We start from the raw sequence: 17,733 nt of genomic DNA on the forward strand, positions 1-17,733 counted from the left end.
CTATCAACCTTTAACAACAAAAGTCATAACAGTTGTGACGAAAAAATAGCGAACAGAAACAAAAAAGCGACCTGGTGGTCGCTTTTTAAAATTGAGTGTTTTATCTATACGGCAATTGAGCTCTAAACTAACGGGCGACTAAAGAAGGCCACGTGCTTTTAGAATTGCGGTTTTGAAATCATCTTCTTGGTCTTTTTTCAGGCCCGGGATCATCTCATCTTTTTCGCTGTTGCGCATTTTTAGGTGATAGATAAGAACATCGTCAGTCAGTTCTTCAAGCTTGCCTTGGTAGCCCGCTTCTTTTGATAGCTTAATGATGAACTCTAATAGGTTAAGCTCTTGATCTTTCTGCCACTCAGGCTCCATCAGTTCAAGCAGTTCTTCAATGCGGTGACACTTCATACTTTATTTCTCCACAAATTTTATAATGATTTGTGGCTAAGGTATCAAATCGGGTAGGGAATACCAATGTGTAAACACATTTCAAGATGGGAGCGGGCAAGAAAAAAGCGCAGTAAAAACTGCGCTTTTTGTTAAGCGGCTTTAATCACTTTCGTTGTAGTCGGTGCTAATAAAGCAGTCTTCTCAACTAGAGTCATTGTAGGAGCCAATTTCTTAGCCGTTGGAGCAGCAACAAAGCCACTACGACGACGCATCGCACTACGGTTGGTGTGCGAGAACCTGACAGCTGTTGGGCGCATTAATTTACCTAACGGTCAGGCATATCCATTGCCAATCTAATGGCCTGATTTACCATGAGCTCCACTTCAATTGCTTGAAGCGTCACTCGTCTGGCTTTCGCCAATCCGAATAATAAATCAGGATAATGATATGCATGCATATCAAGGCTTAGATTATCACTATCTAAGTTATCGATCGACGCCTGAGTGATAAATAGACGATATTAGAGCTAAAATAGTGTGAGCAGTATATTTGAGTTTGAACCTCTTTCAGGCTTAAGATGATGCTTTAAAGGAGGTGCATATGTCGTTCTTAAAGAAAACGTTAGCAAGTTTTGGAATTGGATCTGCCAAGGTGGATTCTGTATTGCAACAGGAAGTGCTTTATCCAGGCAAGAAGGCGAGCATTATTGTGCATGTCTATGGTGGCGCTCAGCCACAAGAGATCGACAATATCGATCTCAACTTGTGCTGTCGTTACGTCAAAGAAGTTACCATGAACTCGCAAAGGCAAGAGGGCGGTCAAACACGTCGAATGCACCAGACATACTCGTTGGCCAAATGGAGCCTGCCGTATGCCTTTGTTATTCAGCCGGGTGAAACCCGTGATTTTGAATGTGAGTTTGATGTCCCGTTGAATACCCCTGTGACGATTGGTGATTCAAAGGTGTGGCTAGAAACCGGGCTCGATATTGCGATGGCGATTGATCCATCGGATAAAGATATCTTAACGGTGCGCCCTGACGCACTCCTCGATGGTATTTTTAACGAACTTGAAGCTCATGGGCTGCGTATTCGCCAAGTGGAGTGTGAAGCGGTAGAAGGCTTTGAACTGCCATTTGTACAAGAGTTCGAGTTTGTTCCGACGACGGGTCCTTATCATGGCCGTTGGCGTGAGCTTGAGGTTGTTGCCCATCGTGATGAAACTGAGCTTAAGTTGTGGTTTGAGATAGACCGCAATCGCGACGGTGCCAAAGGCATGTTGGCGAGTTTATTGGGGGTGGGTCAGCTACAGCGTCAATTGAGTGTGCCATTGGATACTTCACCGGAAGAAGCCGGCAAGATGGTGCTTGAGTATCTAGATAGCGCCTCTTAGTTAGCTCTTTGGTTCTTTAGCTTTAGAGAGCCTAGTCTCATCACACAGTTTAGACGTTACTAATGTCATAAAAGATGTCATAAAAATTTAAGCTTACACGTGTAAGCTTAATGTGCAATACTAGGTCAATTGAACATTTACTCTAGTAGGATACTCATGTCTGCATCATCAGCTAGCGAATACAGCGACATCGAAGAACGCGCTAACGCGATAACCCATGGCTTGGGCGTCGTGCTTGGCGTGGTTGGTCTGATCTTGCTACTGATTCGCGCGTTTGATTACCAAGCCGACATGTTGACGGTTGCCAGTATGGCAATCTATGGCAGCAGCATTATCCTGCTCTTTCTTGCTTCCACGCTTTATCACTCGATCACCACAGAAAAAACCAAGCGTTTATTGAAAACCCTCGATCACTGTGCAATTTACTTACTCATCGCAGGTAGCTACACCCCGTTTTTATTGGTTGGCTTAAGAACCCCATTGGCGATGGGCTTGATGGCGGTTATCTGGGGAATTGCGCTGGTCGGTATCATCATGAAGATTGCCTTCGTCTACCGGTTTAAGCGTCTATCGCTGTTCATTTATTTAGCGATGGGCTGGTTGTCGTTGATTGTGGTGTATCAACTGGCGATGAATATCGAGATAGGCGGCTTGGTGTTATTGGCGCTCGGTGGCGTGATCTACTCGTTGGGTGTTATTTTCTATGTGGCAAAACGCATCCCTTACAACCACGCCATCTGGCACTTGTTTGTTTTGGCGGGCTGCGCTTGCCATTTCTTCGCTATTTATTTGTATGTGACTCCGGTTTAGCGAGCCAGTACTTCAGTAATCTCAGCTTTAATCTGATATTCAGGGTGTTGTTCTAGGTCGATCTTGATTAGCTTGCCTTCTTCACCCGTCTTTGGTCGCAGGTATGTGTCGGCCATTCGTTTGATTGATTTCCACACAGCAACCTCTTCTTCTGCCAACAACTCACCTTCTGCAGTAAACACGCTGATGTTAAGTGATACCAAAATGACTGCTTGAGTACCTTGGTTGGTGATGGCTGTCGGAATGATAAGCTCACCATCTTCATAGCGACTTGCACCCAGTACAACATCCACTCCTGATTGAGACAGCTGTAAGCTTGGCTTCTTACTATGAACCACAATCGTAGTACCACGTGTGTTCGTTGCGACAGGTACGGCTACGACAGGGGCTGCTGAAACAGGCACTGCGACCTCTGATGTTGTCGCTGCTGCTTCCGTTTGCTTCGGTGCCACGTATTGCCAAGTAAAATCATCTTTGAGTAACACTTGTTTGCCATCAGGCAATGTGACCATTTGATCAGCAAAGGCAGAACTTACGAATACTGAGTTTGCGAGCAATGCGCCAGCGAGAAGTGCGTATGATTTCATCTGTGTTTCCTTGATTTTGTGCTTGGTTAGCGTCGCCAAAAGGCTGGGAAAAATAGAACAATGAGCGTCAATATCTCAAGTCGCCCCATCAGCATTCCTAAGCTTAGCAACCATTTAGCGGCGTCGGGCAGTGGAGCAAAGTTCCCGGTTGGACCGATCACGCTGCCCATACCAGGACCAACGTTGGCAACGGCTGTGATAGCGCCAGATATACTGGTCACGGGATCAAGTCCCATCGCGCTCAAGCCGCCTGCAATTAGGATAATCGTAATAAAGAACATCAAACCAAATGCGACCAGTGAACGCACAATATCGTCATTCACCGGTCTCTGATTATAGCGTTGAACAAACACACCCGACGGGTGAATCAGTTTCATCATCTGTTTGTGGAGCATGGTCATCGCGATCTGGAAGCGGAAGATTTTGATACCGCCAGAGGTTGAACCTGAGCACGCGCCCGCCATCATTAAAAAGGCAAACAGCGTGGTAGGCAAAGCACCCCACGCGGTGAAGTCTTCTAAGCCAAAACCGGTTGTGGTTACGACTGACACAATGTTGAACATCGAAACACGCATCGCATCCATGACTGTGTAGCCATCTCTAACCACCAACCATGTCGATATCACGGCACTGGTGACCAAGAATAGATAGGTGAAACCTCTCACTTGCGCGTCTTTGTAGAGGATTGAGAGTTTTCTACCACGCAGTGCACTAACGAACAGTAGGAATGGCAGTCCACCAAGGAACATGAACAGGGTTCCCACCCAGTGAGCACTGTTAGAGAAGTGGTTCATTGAGCCATCTGATGTAGAGTAACCACCCGTAGACAGTGTTGTGAAGGCATGATTGATCGCGTCAAAGATGCCCATGCCTGCAAACAGATAGCTAATGATGCATAACCCAGTAAGAACCAGATAAACCGCCACGATGTTCTTGGCGACCGTTTTCGCTCGTGGGCTACTTTTATCTGACCAATCGGATGATTCGGTTTGGAACAGGCGCATACCACCGACGTTGAGCATTGGTAGAACCGCTACCGCCATAACGATGAAGCCGATGCCACCTAACCATTGCAGTATGGAACGCCACAACAGAATGCTTGGTGCCATGCTGTCTAAGCCGCTTAATACGGTTGAGCCTGTTGTGGTGATACCAGACATGGTTTCAAAATAGGCGTCAGTGAAGCTGATGTGGTTGATGAAGACAAACGGCAGTGCAGCAAAGGCACTGGCTATCGTCCATACCAGAGAGGTGATCAGGAACATGTCCCGCACCCCAAGTCGGAACTTAGCTGAACGGCCCAAGCTCAAGCAGATGAACGCCACTGTGTGCGTGATCACTACTGATTGACCAAACTCGAGGAAGCCACCGGTGCCTGTAAAAAAGGCAACCAATGTGGGGATGTACATGAAAAGGGCGAGTTTTGATAACACTAACCCTATCACTAATAATATCGGACGAAAGTTGACCATAGCTTAATAGACCATCGCTTTGAGCCGGAGCGTCGTTCTCACAAGAAGAAGGTTGTGAGAACAAGCTTACGAGAACAAGGCTATAAGAAGAACGGGCTCGGTTGGAATAGAGACTCAACGTCAGGTACGTATTTCTTGTCCACTAGGAACATCACTACGTGGTCATCTTGTTCGATTACAGTTCTATCGTGCGCGATAAGTACTTCTTCTCCGCGAACAATCGCACCAATAGTGGTGCCCGGTGGTAGCTTGATGTCGCCAATCGCTCGGCCAACCACTTTCGATGTGGTTTCGTCACCGTGAGCAATGGCTTCAATCGCTTCAGCAGCGCCGCGACGTAGAGATGATACGTTTACAATATCAGCACGACGAACGTGAGTAAGCAGTGCAGAAATCGTCGCTTGTTGTGGCGAGATAGCAATATCAATCACGCCACCCTGAACAAGGTCTACGTAAGCACCACGCTGAATCAGCACCATTACCTTCTTGGCACCCATTCGCTTAGCCAGCATCGCTGACATGATATTGGTTTCATCTTCATTGGTTAGGGCGATGAACACGTCCACCTGATCGATGTTCTCTTCGGTCAGCAGCTCTTGGTCTGCCGCATCACCACAGAAGACGATGGTGTTTTCTAATTCTTCAGACAGCTTCTCGGCACGAGTGTAGCTGCGCTCGATAAGCTTGATGCTGTAGCTCTGCTCAAGGCGTTTTGCCAAGCTTGCACCAATGTTACCACCACCGACAATCATGATGCGGCGGTAAGGTTTCTCTAGGCGTTGTAGCTCACTCATTACTGAGCGGATATGGTTACTCGCTGCCACAAAGAAAACCTCATCATCGGCTTCAATGATGGTAGTACCTTGTGGGCGAATAGGACGACCTTGACGGAAAATAGCGGCAACACGAGTATCTATGTGCGGCATGTGCTCGCGCAAAGCAGACAATGCGTTACCAACCAGTGGACCACCGTAGTAGGCTTTTACTGCTACTAGGCTAACCTTCTGTTCAGCAAAGCTCACAACCTGCAGTGCGCCTGGGTATTGAATCAGGCGCTCGATGTAGCTGGTTACTAGCTCTTCGGGTGCGATCAGGTGATCGACTGGGATAGCACCAGATTTGAATAGCGCTTCTTTCTCTTCTAGGTATTGAGGAGAACGAATACGAGCAATTCGGTTCGGCGTATTGAAAAGAGAGAAAGCAACCTGACACGCAGCCATGTTGGTTTCATCCATGTTGGTTACAGCAACCAACATGTCGGCATCTTGCGCACCCGCTTCACGTAGTGTGTTTGGGTGGCTGGCATAACCGTTTACAACCCTAAGGTCGTACTTATCCTGAAGTTCACGAAGTCGGTCAGCATTACGGTCGACAATGGTGATGTCGTTGTTTTCACCAACCAGGTTTTCAGCAAGGGTACCGCCAACTTGTCCAGCACCTAGGATAATGATCTTCATAGCCTTTCTCTTTTCTTTACCGTGGTAATTCTAGTTATCTAACTTTGTTTTGATAATGCACTAGAAAGAAACAGCGGCTAAGAAATAAATTCTTAGCCGCTGTTAGTTGTTATGCCTGTTTTACTAGAACTGCGTAGTAGAAGCCATCCATATCTTCTTCTCCAGGTAGTATTTGACGACCCGGATTTTCGATATCAGACCCAACCAGCGTTGCGTTTTCAGTACGTGCTAGGAATGCTTTCACTTGCAGAACGTTCTCTTGCGGTGTGATAGAACATGTCGCGTAAACCATGGTGCCGCCTTCTTTCAGCTGACGCCACATTGCATCCATAATTTCGCTTTGCAGTTCAGCCAGCGCATCAATGTCAGATGCACGACGTAGCCACTTGATATCAGGGTGACGGCGAATGACGCCAGTCGCTGAACAAGGCGCATCAAGCAGGATACGGTCGAACTTATCACCCATCCACCACTCTTCAGGGTAGCGAGCATCACCACAAATTACGTCGGCACGCAGTTGTAGACGCTCAAGGTTATCGTAAACACGGTCTAGGCGTTTAATGTCGCAGTCAATCGCAACCACTTCAGTGTCTTGAGTGTGCTCAAGAATGTGTGCCGTTTTACCACCTGGCGCAGCACAACAATCTAAGATCAGCTCACCATCTTTTGGTGTTAGGTAGTCAACCGAAAGCTGAGCGGCTGCGTCTTGCACTGATACCCAACCTCTGTCGAAGCCAGGAAGCAAAGTAACATCACAAGGTGCAGCTAATTTTATGGCATCGGCTGCTTCTGGGTGCAATGTGTATTCAATGTTTTCGTTTTTAAGCAGTTCAACATACTCGTCACGAGTGTGGTGTTGGCGGTTAACGCGCAGCCACATTGGTGCCTTACTGTTGTTTGCTTCAACCAGTTGCTCCCATTGATCTGGGTAGCTCTCTTGAAGCATTTTTAGAATCCAGCTTGGGTGGCCGTATTTGCCTGCATTGTGACTAACGGCTTTCTCGTCCAGTTCTTCTTGGTCACGTAGGTAGCTACGTAGCACAGCGTTGATCAAACCACTCAGGCTTGGACCACGCAGTGTTTTAGTGCCCTCAACCGTTTCAGCAACCGCGGCATGCGAAGGGATACGCATGAAGCTTAGTTGGTAAATGCCCACCAAGATTAGGTGGTGGAATACACGCTTTTTACCTTTAAGCGGGTTTTCCATCAGTTCGTTAGCGATTGACTCTAAACGAGGCAGGTAACGAAGTGCGCCGTAGCAAATCTCTTGCAGTAGAGCGTGGTCTCGTGGACGGATCGTTTTTTGAGCCGCAGGGAGAGCGTGTGACAGAGAGTGGCCTTTATCGACAACTTGGAATAGGACATTTGCAGCAGCAGCGCGAACATTCATGAGGGGTACCGAATATTTATTTGAATACATGAGGGCATCTCTGCCCTCGTAAAGGTTTTCTAAGCTGCGTAATTAGCAGCTTTAAAAGCGGATTAAGAAAGTTGTGTACCAACTTCAAACCAGCTTGCACGTGAGTTCAAGATATCCTGAACTGACATGGCTTTTTTACCTGGAACTTGCAGTTGTTCAAGAACAAGTACGCCTTGCCCTGTCGCAACATAGATACCAGTTTTATCCGCTTGCAGAATGGTACCTGCAGGCTTATCAGAAGTTTGCTCTGCCACACGGCTTTGCCATACTTTAATGCTGTTCTCAGCAGCTTCAAAGTGACTCATTGGCCATGGGTTGAAGGCACGAACGCAGCGCTCAATATGCGCAGCTTCATCACTCCAGTTGATACGCGCTTCTTCTTTGCTTAGCTTCTTCGCGTAGTTCGCAAGCTCATCGTCTTGCTTTTCTGCAACTGCTTTGCCAGAAGCGATGTCCGCTAGACATTCAACAAGCGCATCAGGGCCAAGGCCCGCTAATTTCTCGTACATAGATGCGCTAGTATCTGTCGCTTCGATAGGCAGCGTCGCGATACTTAGCATGTCGCCAGTATCTAGGCCGATATCCATCTGCATGATCGTCACGCCTGTCTCTTTATCACCCGCCCAAATAGAGCGTTGAATCGGAGCAGCACCACGCCAGCGCGGTAGGATAGAGCCATGTACGTTGATACAACCTAAGCGAGGCGTATCTAATACAACCTGCGGAAGCAATAAGCCGTAAGCGACAACAACCATGATGTCAGCGTTCAATTCAGCTAGCTCTTGCTTAGCCTCATCTGACTTGAAGTTTTCTGGTTGGTAAACCGGAATATTGTTTTCAAGTGCGATGTTTTTTACTGGGCTCGCAGTGAGTTTTTTACCGCGGCCTGCTGGGCGATCTGGCTGTGTGTAAACAGCAACAACTTCATGCTCCGAAGACAACAACGCCGCCAAGTGACGGGCGGCGAAATCCGGAGTACCTGCAAAGACAATTCTTAAAGACTGACTCAAGGTAGGCTTCCTTCTAATTTAGTAATAGCAGCGGTTATTAACCTTGTTTCTCGTTGAAACGTTTAATCTTCGCTAGCTTATCTTGGATACGTTTACGCTTTAGTGGCGATAGGTAATCAACAAACAACTTGCCTTCTAGGTGGTCAAGTTCGTGCTGAACACAGATAGCCAGAAGGTCGTCAGCGTCGAATGTGAATTCGTTGCCGTCACGGTCTAGTGCTTTAACCGTTACTTCTGCAGCGCGAGGTACTAGAGCTCGAGCGCCTGGTACAGATAGGCAGCCTTCTTCGATTCCATCTTCGCCGCGCTTCTCAGTAATTTCAGGGTTGATAAGCACCATTGGCTCATCACGTGTTTCTGAAATATCGATAACAACGATGCGTTGGTGGAAATCTACTTGCGTTGCCGCAAGGCCGATACCTTCTTCGTCGTACATGGTTTCAATCATGTCATCAACGAACTTTTGAATCTCTGGGGTAACTTCTTTTACCGGTTTCGCCACGGTACGTAGACGATCATCTGGTAATGTTAATACTTGTAATACAGACATATACACTCGAAATATTGAACTGTGCCGAAACAGCTTAAACCTTGTTGGCTCAATTCTAGACATTTTAGAGGTCAAATGACAGCATCCTGAAGGTAATTCTCCAATCAGATGTCATATATTCAGACCAAGGAACCTAGGTCATGCGTCATTTATTGCCTGCTTTATCTCTTATTTGTGCCTCGATTTCGTTCGCCGCTACGGCTGAAAATAGTGAGCAACCTTTAACCATTAAACAGGGCGCACCTGAGGCGTATGTGGTGGTTAAGGGCGATACTTTGTGGGATATCTCTGCGATGTATCTCGATAGTCCATGGTTGTGGCCAAGGTTATGGCAGGTCAATCCAGAGATAGAAAACCCTCATCTCATTTATCCCGGAGATAAACTGTCTTTGGTTTGGATTAATGGCGAGCCTGTATTGAGCCTCAAGCCTGTTATCAAACTTAGCCCCAAGATTCGTGTTTCTGAGAAGAAAGCAGTACCTACCGTCAACGAGGGACTGGTTCTACCTTATTTACAGTCTGATCGCTTGGTAGAGCAGCAAGATATCGAATCGGCACAACGAGTATTAGGAACCAGTGATGGTAAACGTTTCTTATCGGGTGCAGACCGGTTGTTTATCTCAGGTAACCAACAACATCAAAAGTGGGGTATCTACCGCGCAGTTGAAACCTACCAACGGCAGCAACCCCAAGCGAGTATTACCTCTTTGCGACTGGTCGCCACGGCGCGCTTGAGAGAGGTGGATGCTGAGTTCAGTAGTTTACAGATAGAGACTCAATTACAAGAAGTACTGCTCAACGACCTCGTGTTACCGGAACTTGGCGTTGATCAGGTGAAGCTCTCTACCACGTTTTATCCTGCACCTAGTGCGGCGGGTCAATTTGCTAATATCTTGGGCTCATTAGATGGCAGCCAATACAGCGCGAAGAATCAGGTGGTAGTGATCAACAAAGGTTCACAGGATAACCTTCGCCAAGGTTCTATGTTTACCCTCAGCGAAAGCGGTGCGGTGGTGTTTGGTAAGCAAGGTGAATACAGTTATAAAGAGTCTGCGGCGAGCGATAAGGTGCAATTGCCAAGTACCTCGCTGGGTAGCTTGATGGTCATTCGTCCTTATGAGTATTTTAGCCTCGCGTTGATCACTCAGAGCTCTAAGCCTGTTAGCAAGGGCATTCTGGCAGTATCGCCTTTGGATCTTGCTTTGACAGAAGAGGTTAAGGGCACCGAGTGAATGAGCAACAACTGAGTGCTTGGCTAACTCTAAGTTTTGTTCCTCAATTGGGTGGCAAACGCCTTTCTCGCCTGCTGAGTATCGATTCCCCTTCGAACATTGTTGGCTACTCAAGCCAGCAGCTGCAAGTGATGGGTTTATCAGGCAAACAAATTTCTTATCTAAGAGAGCAAGCCCCAAGAGAAGTGGAGGCTTGCTTATCATGGCAAGCAAAACAGCCTAACCATCACATCATTACCCCTAATTGCCCCCATTATCCCAAACTGCTTAATGAGATTGCCTCTGCGCCCAGTGTTCTTTTCGTTAAAGGTCACGTTGAAAAACTGATCGAGCCTCAAATCGCGATGGTCGGCAGCCGCAATGCCAGTATTGAAGGACTGCAGACCGCCAAGTCCTTCGCCAAAGAGTTTGTCCAAAACGGTTTAATTGTCACCAGTGGCTTAGCTTTAGGTATCGATGGCTATGCTCATGATGGTGCTCTAGATAAAAGAGGGGAAACTTTTGCAGTGTTGGGGTCTGGCTTGGACTCCATTTATCCTGCCCGCCACCGAAATCTAGCTGAGAGGATCTGTGAGAACGGAGCGCTGATTTCAGAGTTTCGACCGAGTGCTAAACCAAGACCTGAACATTTCCCCCGTCGTAACCGTATTATAAGTGGCTTGTCGTTAGGAACCTTGGTGGTGGAAGCGGCTGAGAAGAGTGGCTCTTTAATTACCGCTCGCTATGCCATGGAGCAAGGTCGAGAAGTGTTTGCGCTGCCCGGTTCTATTCATAGCCCAACCAGTCGCGGAGGTAACAGTCTCATCAAAGCTGGAGCATGTTTAGTGCAAAATGCTCAAGATGTTCTGATTGAAATAAAGAGTCTGTTAAACTGGTCTATAGATCAGCAGCCGAGCTTATTCGAACCTACGCCGAATGAGGGTGAAAATGAACAATTGCCATTTCCACAGCTGTTAGCTAACGTAGGATTAGAGGCGACACCCGTTGATATTTTGGCACAGAGAACCCATATACCTGTGCATGAAGTCATGATGCAGCTTTTAGAGCTTGAGCTCTCAGGGCATGTTGTTGCAGTTTCCGGTGGCTATATTCGAAAGGGGAGAGGCTAAGCTATGATGATGGACATACTGATGTACTTGTTTGAAACCTACATCCATAGCGATTCTGAATTGCAGGTGGATCAAGACGAACTTGAAGATGAACTTCTTCGAGCGGGGTTTCACCAAGATGATATTTATAAGGCTCTCCATTGGTTAGAAGACCTTGCTGCACTGCAAGATACCGATAACCAAGCGGCGATTACTATGTGCTCTAATACCTCGATGCGTGTTTACACAAGTAAAGAGATATCACGTATTAATATGGAGTGTCGTGGTTTCTTGTTGTTCCTTGAGCAGATCAACGTCCTCACGACAGAGATTCGTGAAATGGTGATTGATCGTGTCATGGGGTTAGAGACCAATGAATTTGAGTTGGATGATCTGAAGTGGATTATCTTAATGGTACTGTTCAATGTACCGGGTAATGAAAGTGCTTACACGCAAATGGAAGAGCTGTTGTACACCAAAGAGCAAGGTATCTTGCATTAATACAGGCTTATCATGAGTAGTAAGATTGATAATCAGCTTTTTTCAGCACATGAACATGCGTTAGAGCATGAACCATGTCCACAGTGTGGTGGGGAGCTTCAGCTTCGCCATGGTAAGCACGGCCCATTTTTAGGCTGTAAGCAGTATCCGAGCTGTGATTACATCAAGCCTCTTCATCAAAATGATGGTCATGTGGTGAAAGAGCTGGGCGTTCCGTGTCCTAAATGCCAAAACGAATTGGTATTAAGGCAAGGTCGCTTTGGGATGTTCATTGGCTGTAGCAGTTATCCAGAGTGTAATCACATCGAATCTTTGGACCAACCGAAAGAACAACCTGAAGAGCAGCCACTTGTTGCCTGCCCTGAGTGTGGTCGAGGCCACTTGGTTGAGCGTAAATCTCGCTATGGCAAAACCTTCTATGCGTGTGATAACTACCCTAAGTGTAAGTTCGCCGTTAATCAGCCACCTGTTATAGGTCGTTGTGAACAGTGCCAGTTCCCGTTGTTACTTGAGAAGAAAACAGCCAGTGGTACCAAGAAGCAATGCGCTGATCGCAAGTGTCACCACATTCAATCTCAATAACTCGATATTATAGACACAAAAAAACGGCGCTCACTGAGCGCCGTTTTTGTATCCAATAAACTTTTTATATCAATAAGCCAATGTAGGCTTACTTCATCTGCTCAGCAAACTCATGCACAGCAGGGTAGGCTTGCTTATCAAGAATCTCAGCCAATGAGCACAAAGCTCTTTGTAATTCTGCGTTGTAGTCAGCGCTCACGTTAATGTGACCCATCTTGCGACCTGCACGCTTTTCTTTGCCATACCAATGAACATGACAACCACCTTGAGCAAGAATAGCCTCAGGAAGAGTATCTTCGCCAAGAATGTTGATCATTGCGGTTGGACGAATCAGTTTAGTGCTACCTAGTGGCATGCCACACACTGCACGTAGGTGGTTTTCAAACTGACAAGTCTCTGCGCCTTGTTGCGTCCAGTGGCCCGAGTTATGAACACGTGGTGCAATCTCATTAACAAGCAGTGAACCTTGAACATCAAAGAACTCAAGTGCTAGCACGCCAACGTAATCTAAACGCTCAGCAATGGCAGTGAACATGGCTTTAGCTTGCTCTTGCAGTTCAATGTCATCAATCGCTGTCGATAAGCTCAACACGCCGTCGGTGTGAACATTCTCAGCCAGTGGATACACTTGAACCTCGCCATTGGTATCACGAGCACCAACCAGTGATACTTCGCGGTCAAACGGAACAAACTCTTCAGCCACAATCGCTTGGTTGTCGGTCGCGGTAATGCACTCAGCCATTTCTGCCCAAGTCGCGTCAACATTGTCTAATGTCTTTAAGCGCCATTGGCCCTTGCCGTCGTAGCCGCCAAGTGTGCTCTTCAACACCATTGGTAAGCCAACGTGAGCAATTGCAGCGTCAAAGTCTTCGCGAGAGTTAACCACGTAGTACTTAGCATTCTTCACGTTCGCTTCGTCTAACAGGGCTTTTTCAAGACGACGGTCACCGCCAGCTTTGATTGCTTCTGTTGTCGGTAAGAACTTACCGCTGCGCTCACACACCTCAAGTACATCGTGAGGAATATGTTCGAATTCAGCAGTAATGACGTCCGCACGCTCAATCGCATTTTCTAAGCCGTTACCTAGAATCGCTTGCGTTAATGGGTGAACAATATTTTTGCTGCCAACATCAAAAGCAGAAATTTCAATATTCAGCGGTGCCCCAGCTAGGGACATCATGCGAGCAAGTTGGCCCGCGCCTAACACAAGAACATGCATGGAAATTAGTCCTCTGCAGGGTTTGGATTAGCCAAAACCGTTTCTGTTTGCTCAGAACGGAATGCTTCTACTTTTGCCATTACTTCTTCATTGTGTGTACCAATGATTTGAGCCGCTAGGATGCCTGCATTGGCAGCGCCAGCTTCACCGATAGCCAAAGTACCTACCGCGATACCTTTTGGCATCTGCACGATAGAAAGCAGAGAGTCCATGCCTTTCAGTGCTTTAGACTGAACTGGAACACCCAGAACTGGTACGCTTGTGAAAGCAGCAGCCATGCCCGGAAGGTGCGCTGCACCGCCAGCACCAGCAATAATTACTTTAATACCGCGCTCTTTCGCACTGGTTGCGTAGTCTGCAAGCAACTGAGGTGTGCGGTGAGCAGAAACCACTTTTGTTTCGTACGCCACGCCAAACTGATCCAACATTTCTGCAGCTAGCTTCATTGTTGGCCAATCAGATTTAGAACCCATGATAATACCGACAGTCATCTCAAACTCCTTCAGGTACGATTTAATTAGTGATTAGATATTTTGCGCGCATTATACGGGTAAAATTACTTAAGGAAAACGTTTGCGTCAGTCTAAGTTGTTAATTGATACATTTTATAAACAAATAGCTTTAGTCACAGTGAATGATAATTTGTACACTTAGCGAGTTCGATAACTGACTTAATGAGGCAACCCGTGGATAACTTTCAACATACATTGCAGGCATTACAACAAGGTGAAGTCATTGCTTACCCGACCGAAGGCGTTTTTGGGGTTGGTTGTGATCCTGATAATCCACATGCCATCAAGAAATTACTCGAGTTAAAACAGCGTCCAGTTGAAAAGGGCTTGATCTTGATTGCTGCAAGTTACGAGCAGCTGCTTCCTTATATTGATGAAAGCCAGTTGACGGAAGAACAGTTGGTAACAGTGAAAGCGACATGGCCAGGTCCGGTCACTTGGATTATGCCAACCAGCAGCAAAGTTACTGACTGGGTCAGCGGCCAGTTTGATTCCATCGCGGTACGAGTGACGGATCACCCTTTGGTTCAAAGAATGTGTAATGAGTTCGGCAAGCCGTTAACCTCTACCAGTGCCAACCTGACTGGCGAGCCGCCTTGTATGACGACTGAAGAAGTTCAACAGCAACTGGGTCAACACTTAGTCGCGATTCTAGAAGGCCAAACGGGTGGCCGTGAGAAGCCAAGCGAAATTAGAGATGCAAAAACGTCGAAAATATTAAGACAGGGTTAAACCCTGCAAAGGAAGTAAGATGTCAGCAATTGATAAAGAAGCAGTAAAGCAGTTTTTACTGAGCCTACAAGATTCGATTTGCCAGCAGCTTGAGCAAGCTGATGGTGTAGCGTTGTTTGAAGAAGATGCATGGGAGCGAGAACCTGGCGATCGTCTAGGTGGCGGTGGTCGTACTCGCGTGATGACCAATGGTGCTTTATTTGAACAGGGTGGAGTTAACTTCTCTCACGTCGCTGGTAAAGCAATGCCTGCCTCTGCAACCGCTCACCGTCCTGAGTTAGCCGGACGTAAGTTTGAGGCGATGGGGGTTTCATTAGTTATCCACCCTAAAAACCCATATATCCCAACCTCACACGCGAACGTTCGATTCTTCATTGCGGAAAAAGAAGGGGAAGACCCGATTTGGTGGTTTGGTGGTGGTTTTGACTTAACGCCATTTTATCCTGTCGATGAAGATTGCCAATCTTGGCATCAAACTGCTAAAGATCTTTGTGCGCCGTTTGGTGATGATGTTTATCAAGAACACAAAGAGTGGTGTGATAAGTACTTCTATCTTCCTCACCGAGACGAAACACGTGGTGTTGGTGGTCTGTTCTTTGATGACTTAAATGAGTGGGGTTTCGATAAGAGCTTTGCTTATATGCAGGCTGTCGGTGAAGGTTTTGCTGCGGCGTACTTACCTATTGTCGAGCGTCGCAAAGATACACCTTATGGCGAACGTGAGCGTGACTTCCAACTATACCGTCGTGGCCGCTATGTTGAATTCAACCTAGTTTACGACCGTGGTACCTTATTTGGCCTGCAAAGCGGTGGGCGCACAGAGTCTATATTGATGTCGATGCCGCCGTTGGCTCGTTGGGAATATCGCTATGAACCGCAAGCGGGCTCACCAGAAGCTCTGCTTTATAGTGACTACCTCAAACCTCGAGTTTGGTAGTTCTTCCTTCCTTATAGGGATAGTGATAGGGTCATCTATATAGATGACCCTTTTTATTATTTCTGTTAGGTAAGGATATGACACAGCAAGTAGATCGTTATGCCGTTTTCGGTAATCCTATTGGGCAAAGCAAATCGCCATTCATTCATACATTATTTGCTCGCCAAACCAGCCAACAACTTACCTATACAGCATTACAGCCAGAGCACGGTCAATTTATCACTGCTGCCAAAACCTTTTTCAGCGAAGGTGGTCGAGGGTGCAATGTCACAGCGCCTTTTAAAGAAGATGCCTATCAGTTAGCCAATCGCCTAACTGAGAGAGCTGAACTAGCTGGTGCCGTAAATACCCTTAAGAAGTTAGATGATGGAGAGATCATTGGTGATAACACCGATGGTGAGGGCTTAGTTCAAGACCTGCTTCAACATCAAGTCACGCTAAAAGGAGCACGTGTTCTTCTTCTTGGCGCTGGTGGTGCTGCGAGAGGAGTGATTCAACCTCTTCTCGACCAAAAGCCACAACAGCTGGTGGTCGCTAATCGAACCAGCTCCAAGGCTGAACTTCTGGCTGAGATGTTTTCGTCGCATGGCAACATCAAGGGGATGGGGCTAAGTGATGTTAATGAAGGCTTTGATGTCATTATTAACTCTACCTCATCTGGTCTAAGCGGGCAGCTTCCTGAAGTGTCTGAGGTGATTTTCAATTCTACTAGCGCCGTTTATGACATGGTTTATGGATCTGGAACGACGGTATTCAATCAATGGGCATTAGATAATGGTGTTCATGCTGCTTATGATGGTTTGGGTATGCTAGTGGGGCAGGCAGCAGAAAGCTTTATGCTTTGGCGTGGTCTTCGTCCGGGAACAAAACAGATTTTAAGAGAATTACGTAAAAATCTAGAGATGTAATGGGGTGTTTATAAAAAATGAATCAATCAATTCTATTTCCTGATATCCAAGATTGGGATGAAGAGAGCCGAACAATCACGTTCCCAGCACAACAGTCGGGCGCATTGATTGAATGTGTCATGTCTATTGAGGAATTATCACGATTGGCAGGTAAAGATATAGAAGAAGGCGATCAAGCTTTAGTTATCTTTTCAGAGTTACGTTTCGATATTGAAGAGCTAGCGGAAGAGTTAATAGAAGAAGAGGAGTATGACTCCTCTAATCGGATTCAGATCAAAGCGCTTTAGACTGAAATTACAGAGTCTAGATAGTCATTTTTATTCTGAACGTAGTTGTCTGCAGACTTCTGTAGAAAGGCACGCTCTTTATCATTTAATGGGCGAGCTTGTTTTACTGGGCTTCCTACATAGAGGTAACCGCTTTCAAGTACCTTATTTGGTGGCACTAAGCTACCAGCACCAATCATCACTTCTTTTTGGATAATCACGCCATCCAACACGATCGCTCCCATACCAACAAGTACACGATCCTCAATAGTGCAGCCATGCAGCATTACTTTATGCCCGATAGTGACATCATTACCTATTAAGAGAGGATAACCGTCAGGGTTTTCAGCATTCTTATGGGTGACGTGCAAGACACTACCATCTTGGATATTCGTTCTCTCTCCAATATGAATGTGGTTCACATCCCCTCGAGCTGCAACCAAAGGCCACACGCTAGAGTCGTTACCGATTTTGATATCACCAACCAGTACTGAACTGGTATCTATATAGACACCTTGCCCAATCTGAGGGGATATTCCTTTATAACTGCGTATTGAACTCATAAATCCTCCTTTATATAGGCACCTTAAGCCCTTAATTAAGAGGAATACTAGTGAAAATGGGGTGTTTTGAACAAAAAACGCTCGAACAATCAAAAAAGTAAGAAAAACTTC

At 46.5% G+C, this 17,733-nt stretch carries 21 protein-coding genes; 10 read left to right on the forward strand and 11 right to left on the reverse strand.

The features are described 5' to 3' along the window. Window positions 1-138: 138 nt before the first annotated feature. Together AB6E52_RS10985 and AB6E52_RS10990 are read right to left on the reverse strand one after the other, a co-directional pair. Window positions 139-402, reverse strand: a complete 264-nt coding sequence (locus AB6E52_RS10985) for a YihD family protein (protein ID WP_009848104.1) — start codon at window positions 400-402, stop codon at window positions 139-141. A 131-nt stretch (window positions 403-533) separates the two neighbouring features. Continuing rightward, a complete protein-coding gene (locus AB6E52_RS10990) occupies window positions 534-701 on the reverse strand; it encodes a hypothetical protein (RefSeq protein WP_004739323.1) in 168 nt (55 codons plus the stop codon). A gap of 283 nt (window positions 702-984) precedes the next feature. Between AB6E52_RS10990 and AB6E52_RS10995 the strand changes: the two genes are divergently transcribed. Beyond that, window positions 985-1,776 carry a sporulation protein gene (locus AB6E52_RS10995; protein ID WP_050642883.1) on the forward strand — a complete coding sequence of 264 codons (792 nt, stop codon included), beginning with the start codon at window positions 985-987 and terminating at the stop codon, window positions 1,774-1,776. Window positions 1,777-1,932: 156 nt separating this feature from the next. Continuing rightward, window positions 1,933-2,586: a hemolysin III family protein gene (locus AB6E52_RS11000; RefSeq protein ID WP_086971960.1), complete on the forward strand. Its 654-nt coding sequence runs from the start codon at window positions 1,933-1,935 to the stop codon at window positions 2,584-2,586. Here AB6E52_RS11000 and AB6E52_RS11005 read toward each other — a convergent pair. From AB6E52_RS11005 to def, 6 genes are all read right to left on the reverse strand, one after another. Then, window positions 2,583-3,173, reverse strand: a complete 591-nt coding sequence (locus AB6E52_RS11005) for a DUF3157 family protein (protein WP_102321077.1) — start codon at window positions 3,171-3,173, stop codon at window positions 2,583-2,585. The two genes, AB6E52_RS11000 and AB6E52_RS11005, sit on opposite strands and share 4 nt — an antisense overlap. A 26-nt stretch (window positions 3,174-3,199) precedes the next feature. After that, window positions 3,200-4,645 (reverse strand): TrkH family potassium uptake protein, encoded by a 1,446-nt coding sequence (locus AB6E52_RS11010; protein WP_102321076.1) that lies wholly within the window; start codon window positions 4,643-4,645, stop codon window positions 3,200-3,202. Between the two features lie 80 nt (window positions 4,646-4,725). After that, window positions 4,726-6,102, reverse strand: a complete 1,377-nt coding sequence (gene trkA / locus AB6E52_RS11015) for a Trk system potassium transporter TrkA (RefSeq protein ID WP_004735766.1) — start codon at window positions 6,100-6,102, stop codon at window positions 4,726-4,728. Between the two features lie 109 nt (window positions 6,103-6,211). Further along, window positions 6,212-7,492, reverse strand: a complete 1,281-nt coding sequence (gene rsmB / locus AB6E52_RS11020) for a 16S rRNA (cytosine(967)-C(5))-methyltransferase RsmB (protein ID WP_017058774.1) — start codon at window positions 7,490-7,492, stop codon at window positions 6,212-6,214. Between the two features lie 92 nt (window positions 7,493-7,584). Then, window positions 7,585-8,532 carry a methionyl-tRNA formyltransferase gene (gene fmt, locus AB6E52_RS11025; protein WP_017058773.1) on the reverse strand — a complete coding sequence of 316 codons (948 nt, stop codon included), beginning with the start codon at window positions 8,530-8,532 and terminating at the stop codon, window positions 7,585-7,587. A 37-nt stretch (window positions 8,533-8,569) separates the two neighbouring features. Next, window positions 8,570-9,082 carry a peptide deformylase gene (gene def / locus AB6E52_RS11030; protein ID WP_017058772.1) on the reverse strand — a complete coding sequence of 171 codons (513 nt, stop codon included), beginning with the start codon at window positions 9,080-9,082 and terminating at the stop codon, window positions 8,570-8,572. Between the two features lie 140 nt (window positions 9,083-9,222). Here def and AB6E52_RS11035 point away from each other — a divergent pair, with 140 nt between their 5' ends. Genes AB6E52_RS11035 through AB6E52_RS11050 form a run of 4 tightly spaced genes read left to right on the forward strand, consistent with a single transcriptional unit; the run spans window position 9,223 to window position 12,485 of the window. Next, window positions 9,223-10,314, forward strand: coding sequence for a LysM peptidoglycan-binding domain-containing protein (locus AB6E52_RS11035; RefSeq protein ID WP_102321075.1), 1,092 nt, complete (start codon window positions 9,223-9,225; stop codon window positions 10,312-10,314). Then, window positions 10,311-11,423, forward strand: a complete 1,113-nt coding sequence (gene dprA / locus AB6E52_RS11040; protein WP_017071760.1) for a DNA-processing protein DprA — start codon at window positions 10,311-10,313, stop codon at window positions 11,421-11,423. The genes AB6E52_RS11035 and dprA overlap by 4 nt, the downstream gene beginning before the upstream one ends. A gap of 3 nt (window positions 11,424-11,426) precedes the next feature. After that, the gene (locus AB6E52_RS11045) at window positions 11,427-11,903 is read left to right on the forward strand and encodes a DUF494 family protein (protein WP_029235095.1); all 477 of its coding nucleotides are present in this window, start codon (window positions 11,427-11,429) and stop codon (window positions 11,901-11,903) included. 12 nt (window positions 11,904-11,915) lie between these two features. Further along, window positions 11,916-12,485, forward strand: a complete 570-nt coding sequence (locus tag AB6E52_RS11050) for a type I DNA topoisomerase (protein ID WP_017063003.1) — start codon at window positions 11,916-11,918, stop codon at window positions 12,483-12,485. An 88-nt stretch (window positions 12,486-12,573) separates the two neighbouring features. Here AB6E52_RS11050 and AB6E52_RS11055 read toward each other — a convergent pair whose 3' ends face one another. Further along, the gene (locus AB6E52_RS11055) at window positions 12,574-13,704 is read right to left on the reverse strand and encodes a 5-(carboxyamino)imidazole ribonucleotide synthase (protein ID WP_102321074.1); all 1,131 of its coding nucleotides are present in this window, start codon (window positions 13,702-13,704) and stop codon (window positions 12,574-12,576) included. Window positions 13,705-13,709: 5 nt separating this feature from the next. Beyond that, window positions 13,710-14,195: a 5-(carboxyamino)imidazole ribonucleotide mutase gene (gene purE, locus AB6E52_RS11060; RefSeq protein ID WP_004735777.1), complete on the reverse strand. Its 486-nt coding sequence runs from the start codon at window positions 14,193-14,195 to the stop codon at window positions 13,710-13,712. Between the two features lie 195 nt (window positions 14,196-14,390). Between purE and AB6E52_RS11065 the strand changes: the two genes are divergently transcribed. From AB6E52_RS11065 to AB6E52_RS11080, 4 genes are all read left to right on the forward strand, one after another. Further along, window positions 14,391-14,948, forward strand: coding sequence for an L-threonylcarbamoyladenylate synthase (locus tag AB6E52_RS11065; protein ID WP_017058767.1), 558 nt, complete (start codon window positions 14,391-14,393; stop codon window positions 14,946-14,948). A gap of 19 nt (window positions 14,949-14,967) precedes the next feature. Next, on the forward strand, window positions 14,968-15,885 hold the full coding sequence (hemF, locus tag AB6E52_RS11070; RefSeq protein ID WP_017069580.1) for an oxygen-dependent coproporphyrinogen oxidase: 918 nt from the start codon (window positions 14,968-14,970) through the stop codon (window positions 15,883-15,885). Between the two features lie 77 nt (window positions 15,886-15,962). Continuing rightward, complete coding sequence (gene aroE, locus AB6E52_RS11075; protein WP_017067739.1) at window positions 15,963-16,793, forward strand: shikimate dehydrogenase; 831 nt, start codon at window positions 15,963-15,965, stop codon at window positions 16,791-16,793. A gap of 17 nt (window positions 16,794-16,810) precedes the next feature. Further along, window positions 16,811-17,080 carry a DUF1488 domain-containing protein gene (locus tag AB6E52_RS11080; protein WP_017058764.1) on the forward strand — a complete coding sequence of 90 codons (270 nt, stop codon included), beginning with the start codon at window positions 16,811-16,813 and terminating at the stop codon, window positions 17,078-17,080. Here the strand turns inward: AB6E52_RS11080 and AB6E52_RS11085 are convergent. Further along, window positions 17,077-17,622, reverse strand: coding sequence for a gamma carbonic anhydrase family protein (locus AB6E52_RS11085; RefSeq protein WP_017058763.1), 546 nt, complete (start codon window positions 17,620-17,622; stop codon window positions 17,077-17,079). The genes AB6E52_RS11080 and AB6E52_RS11085 overlap by 4 nt on opposite strands. Between the last annotated feature and the right edge of the window lie 111 nt (window positions 17,623-17,733).

This window comes from Vibrio sp. 10N.247.311.13 (assembly GCF_041467595.1).
Classification (GTDB): Bacteria; Pseudomonadota; Gammaproteobacteria; order Enterobacterales; family Vibrionaceae; genus Vibrio; species Vibrio crassostreae_C.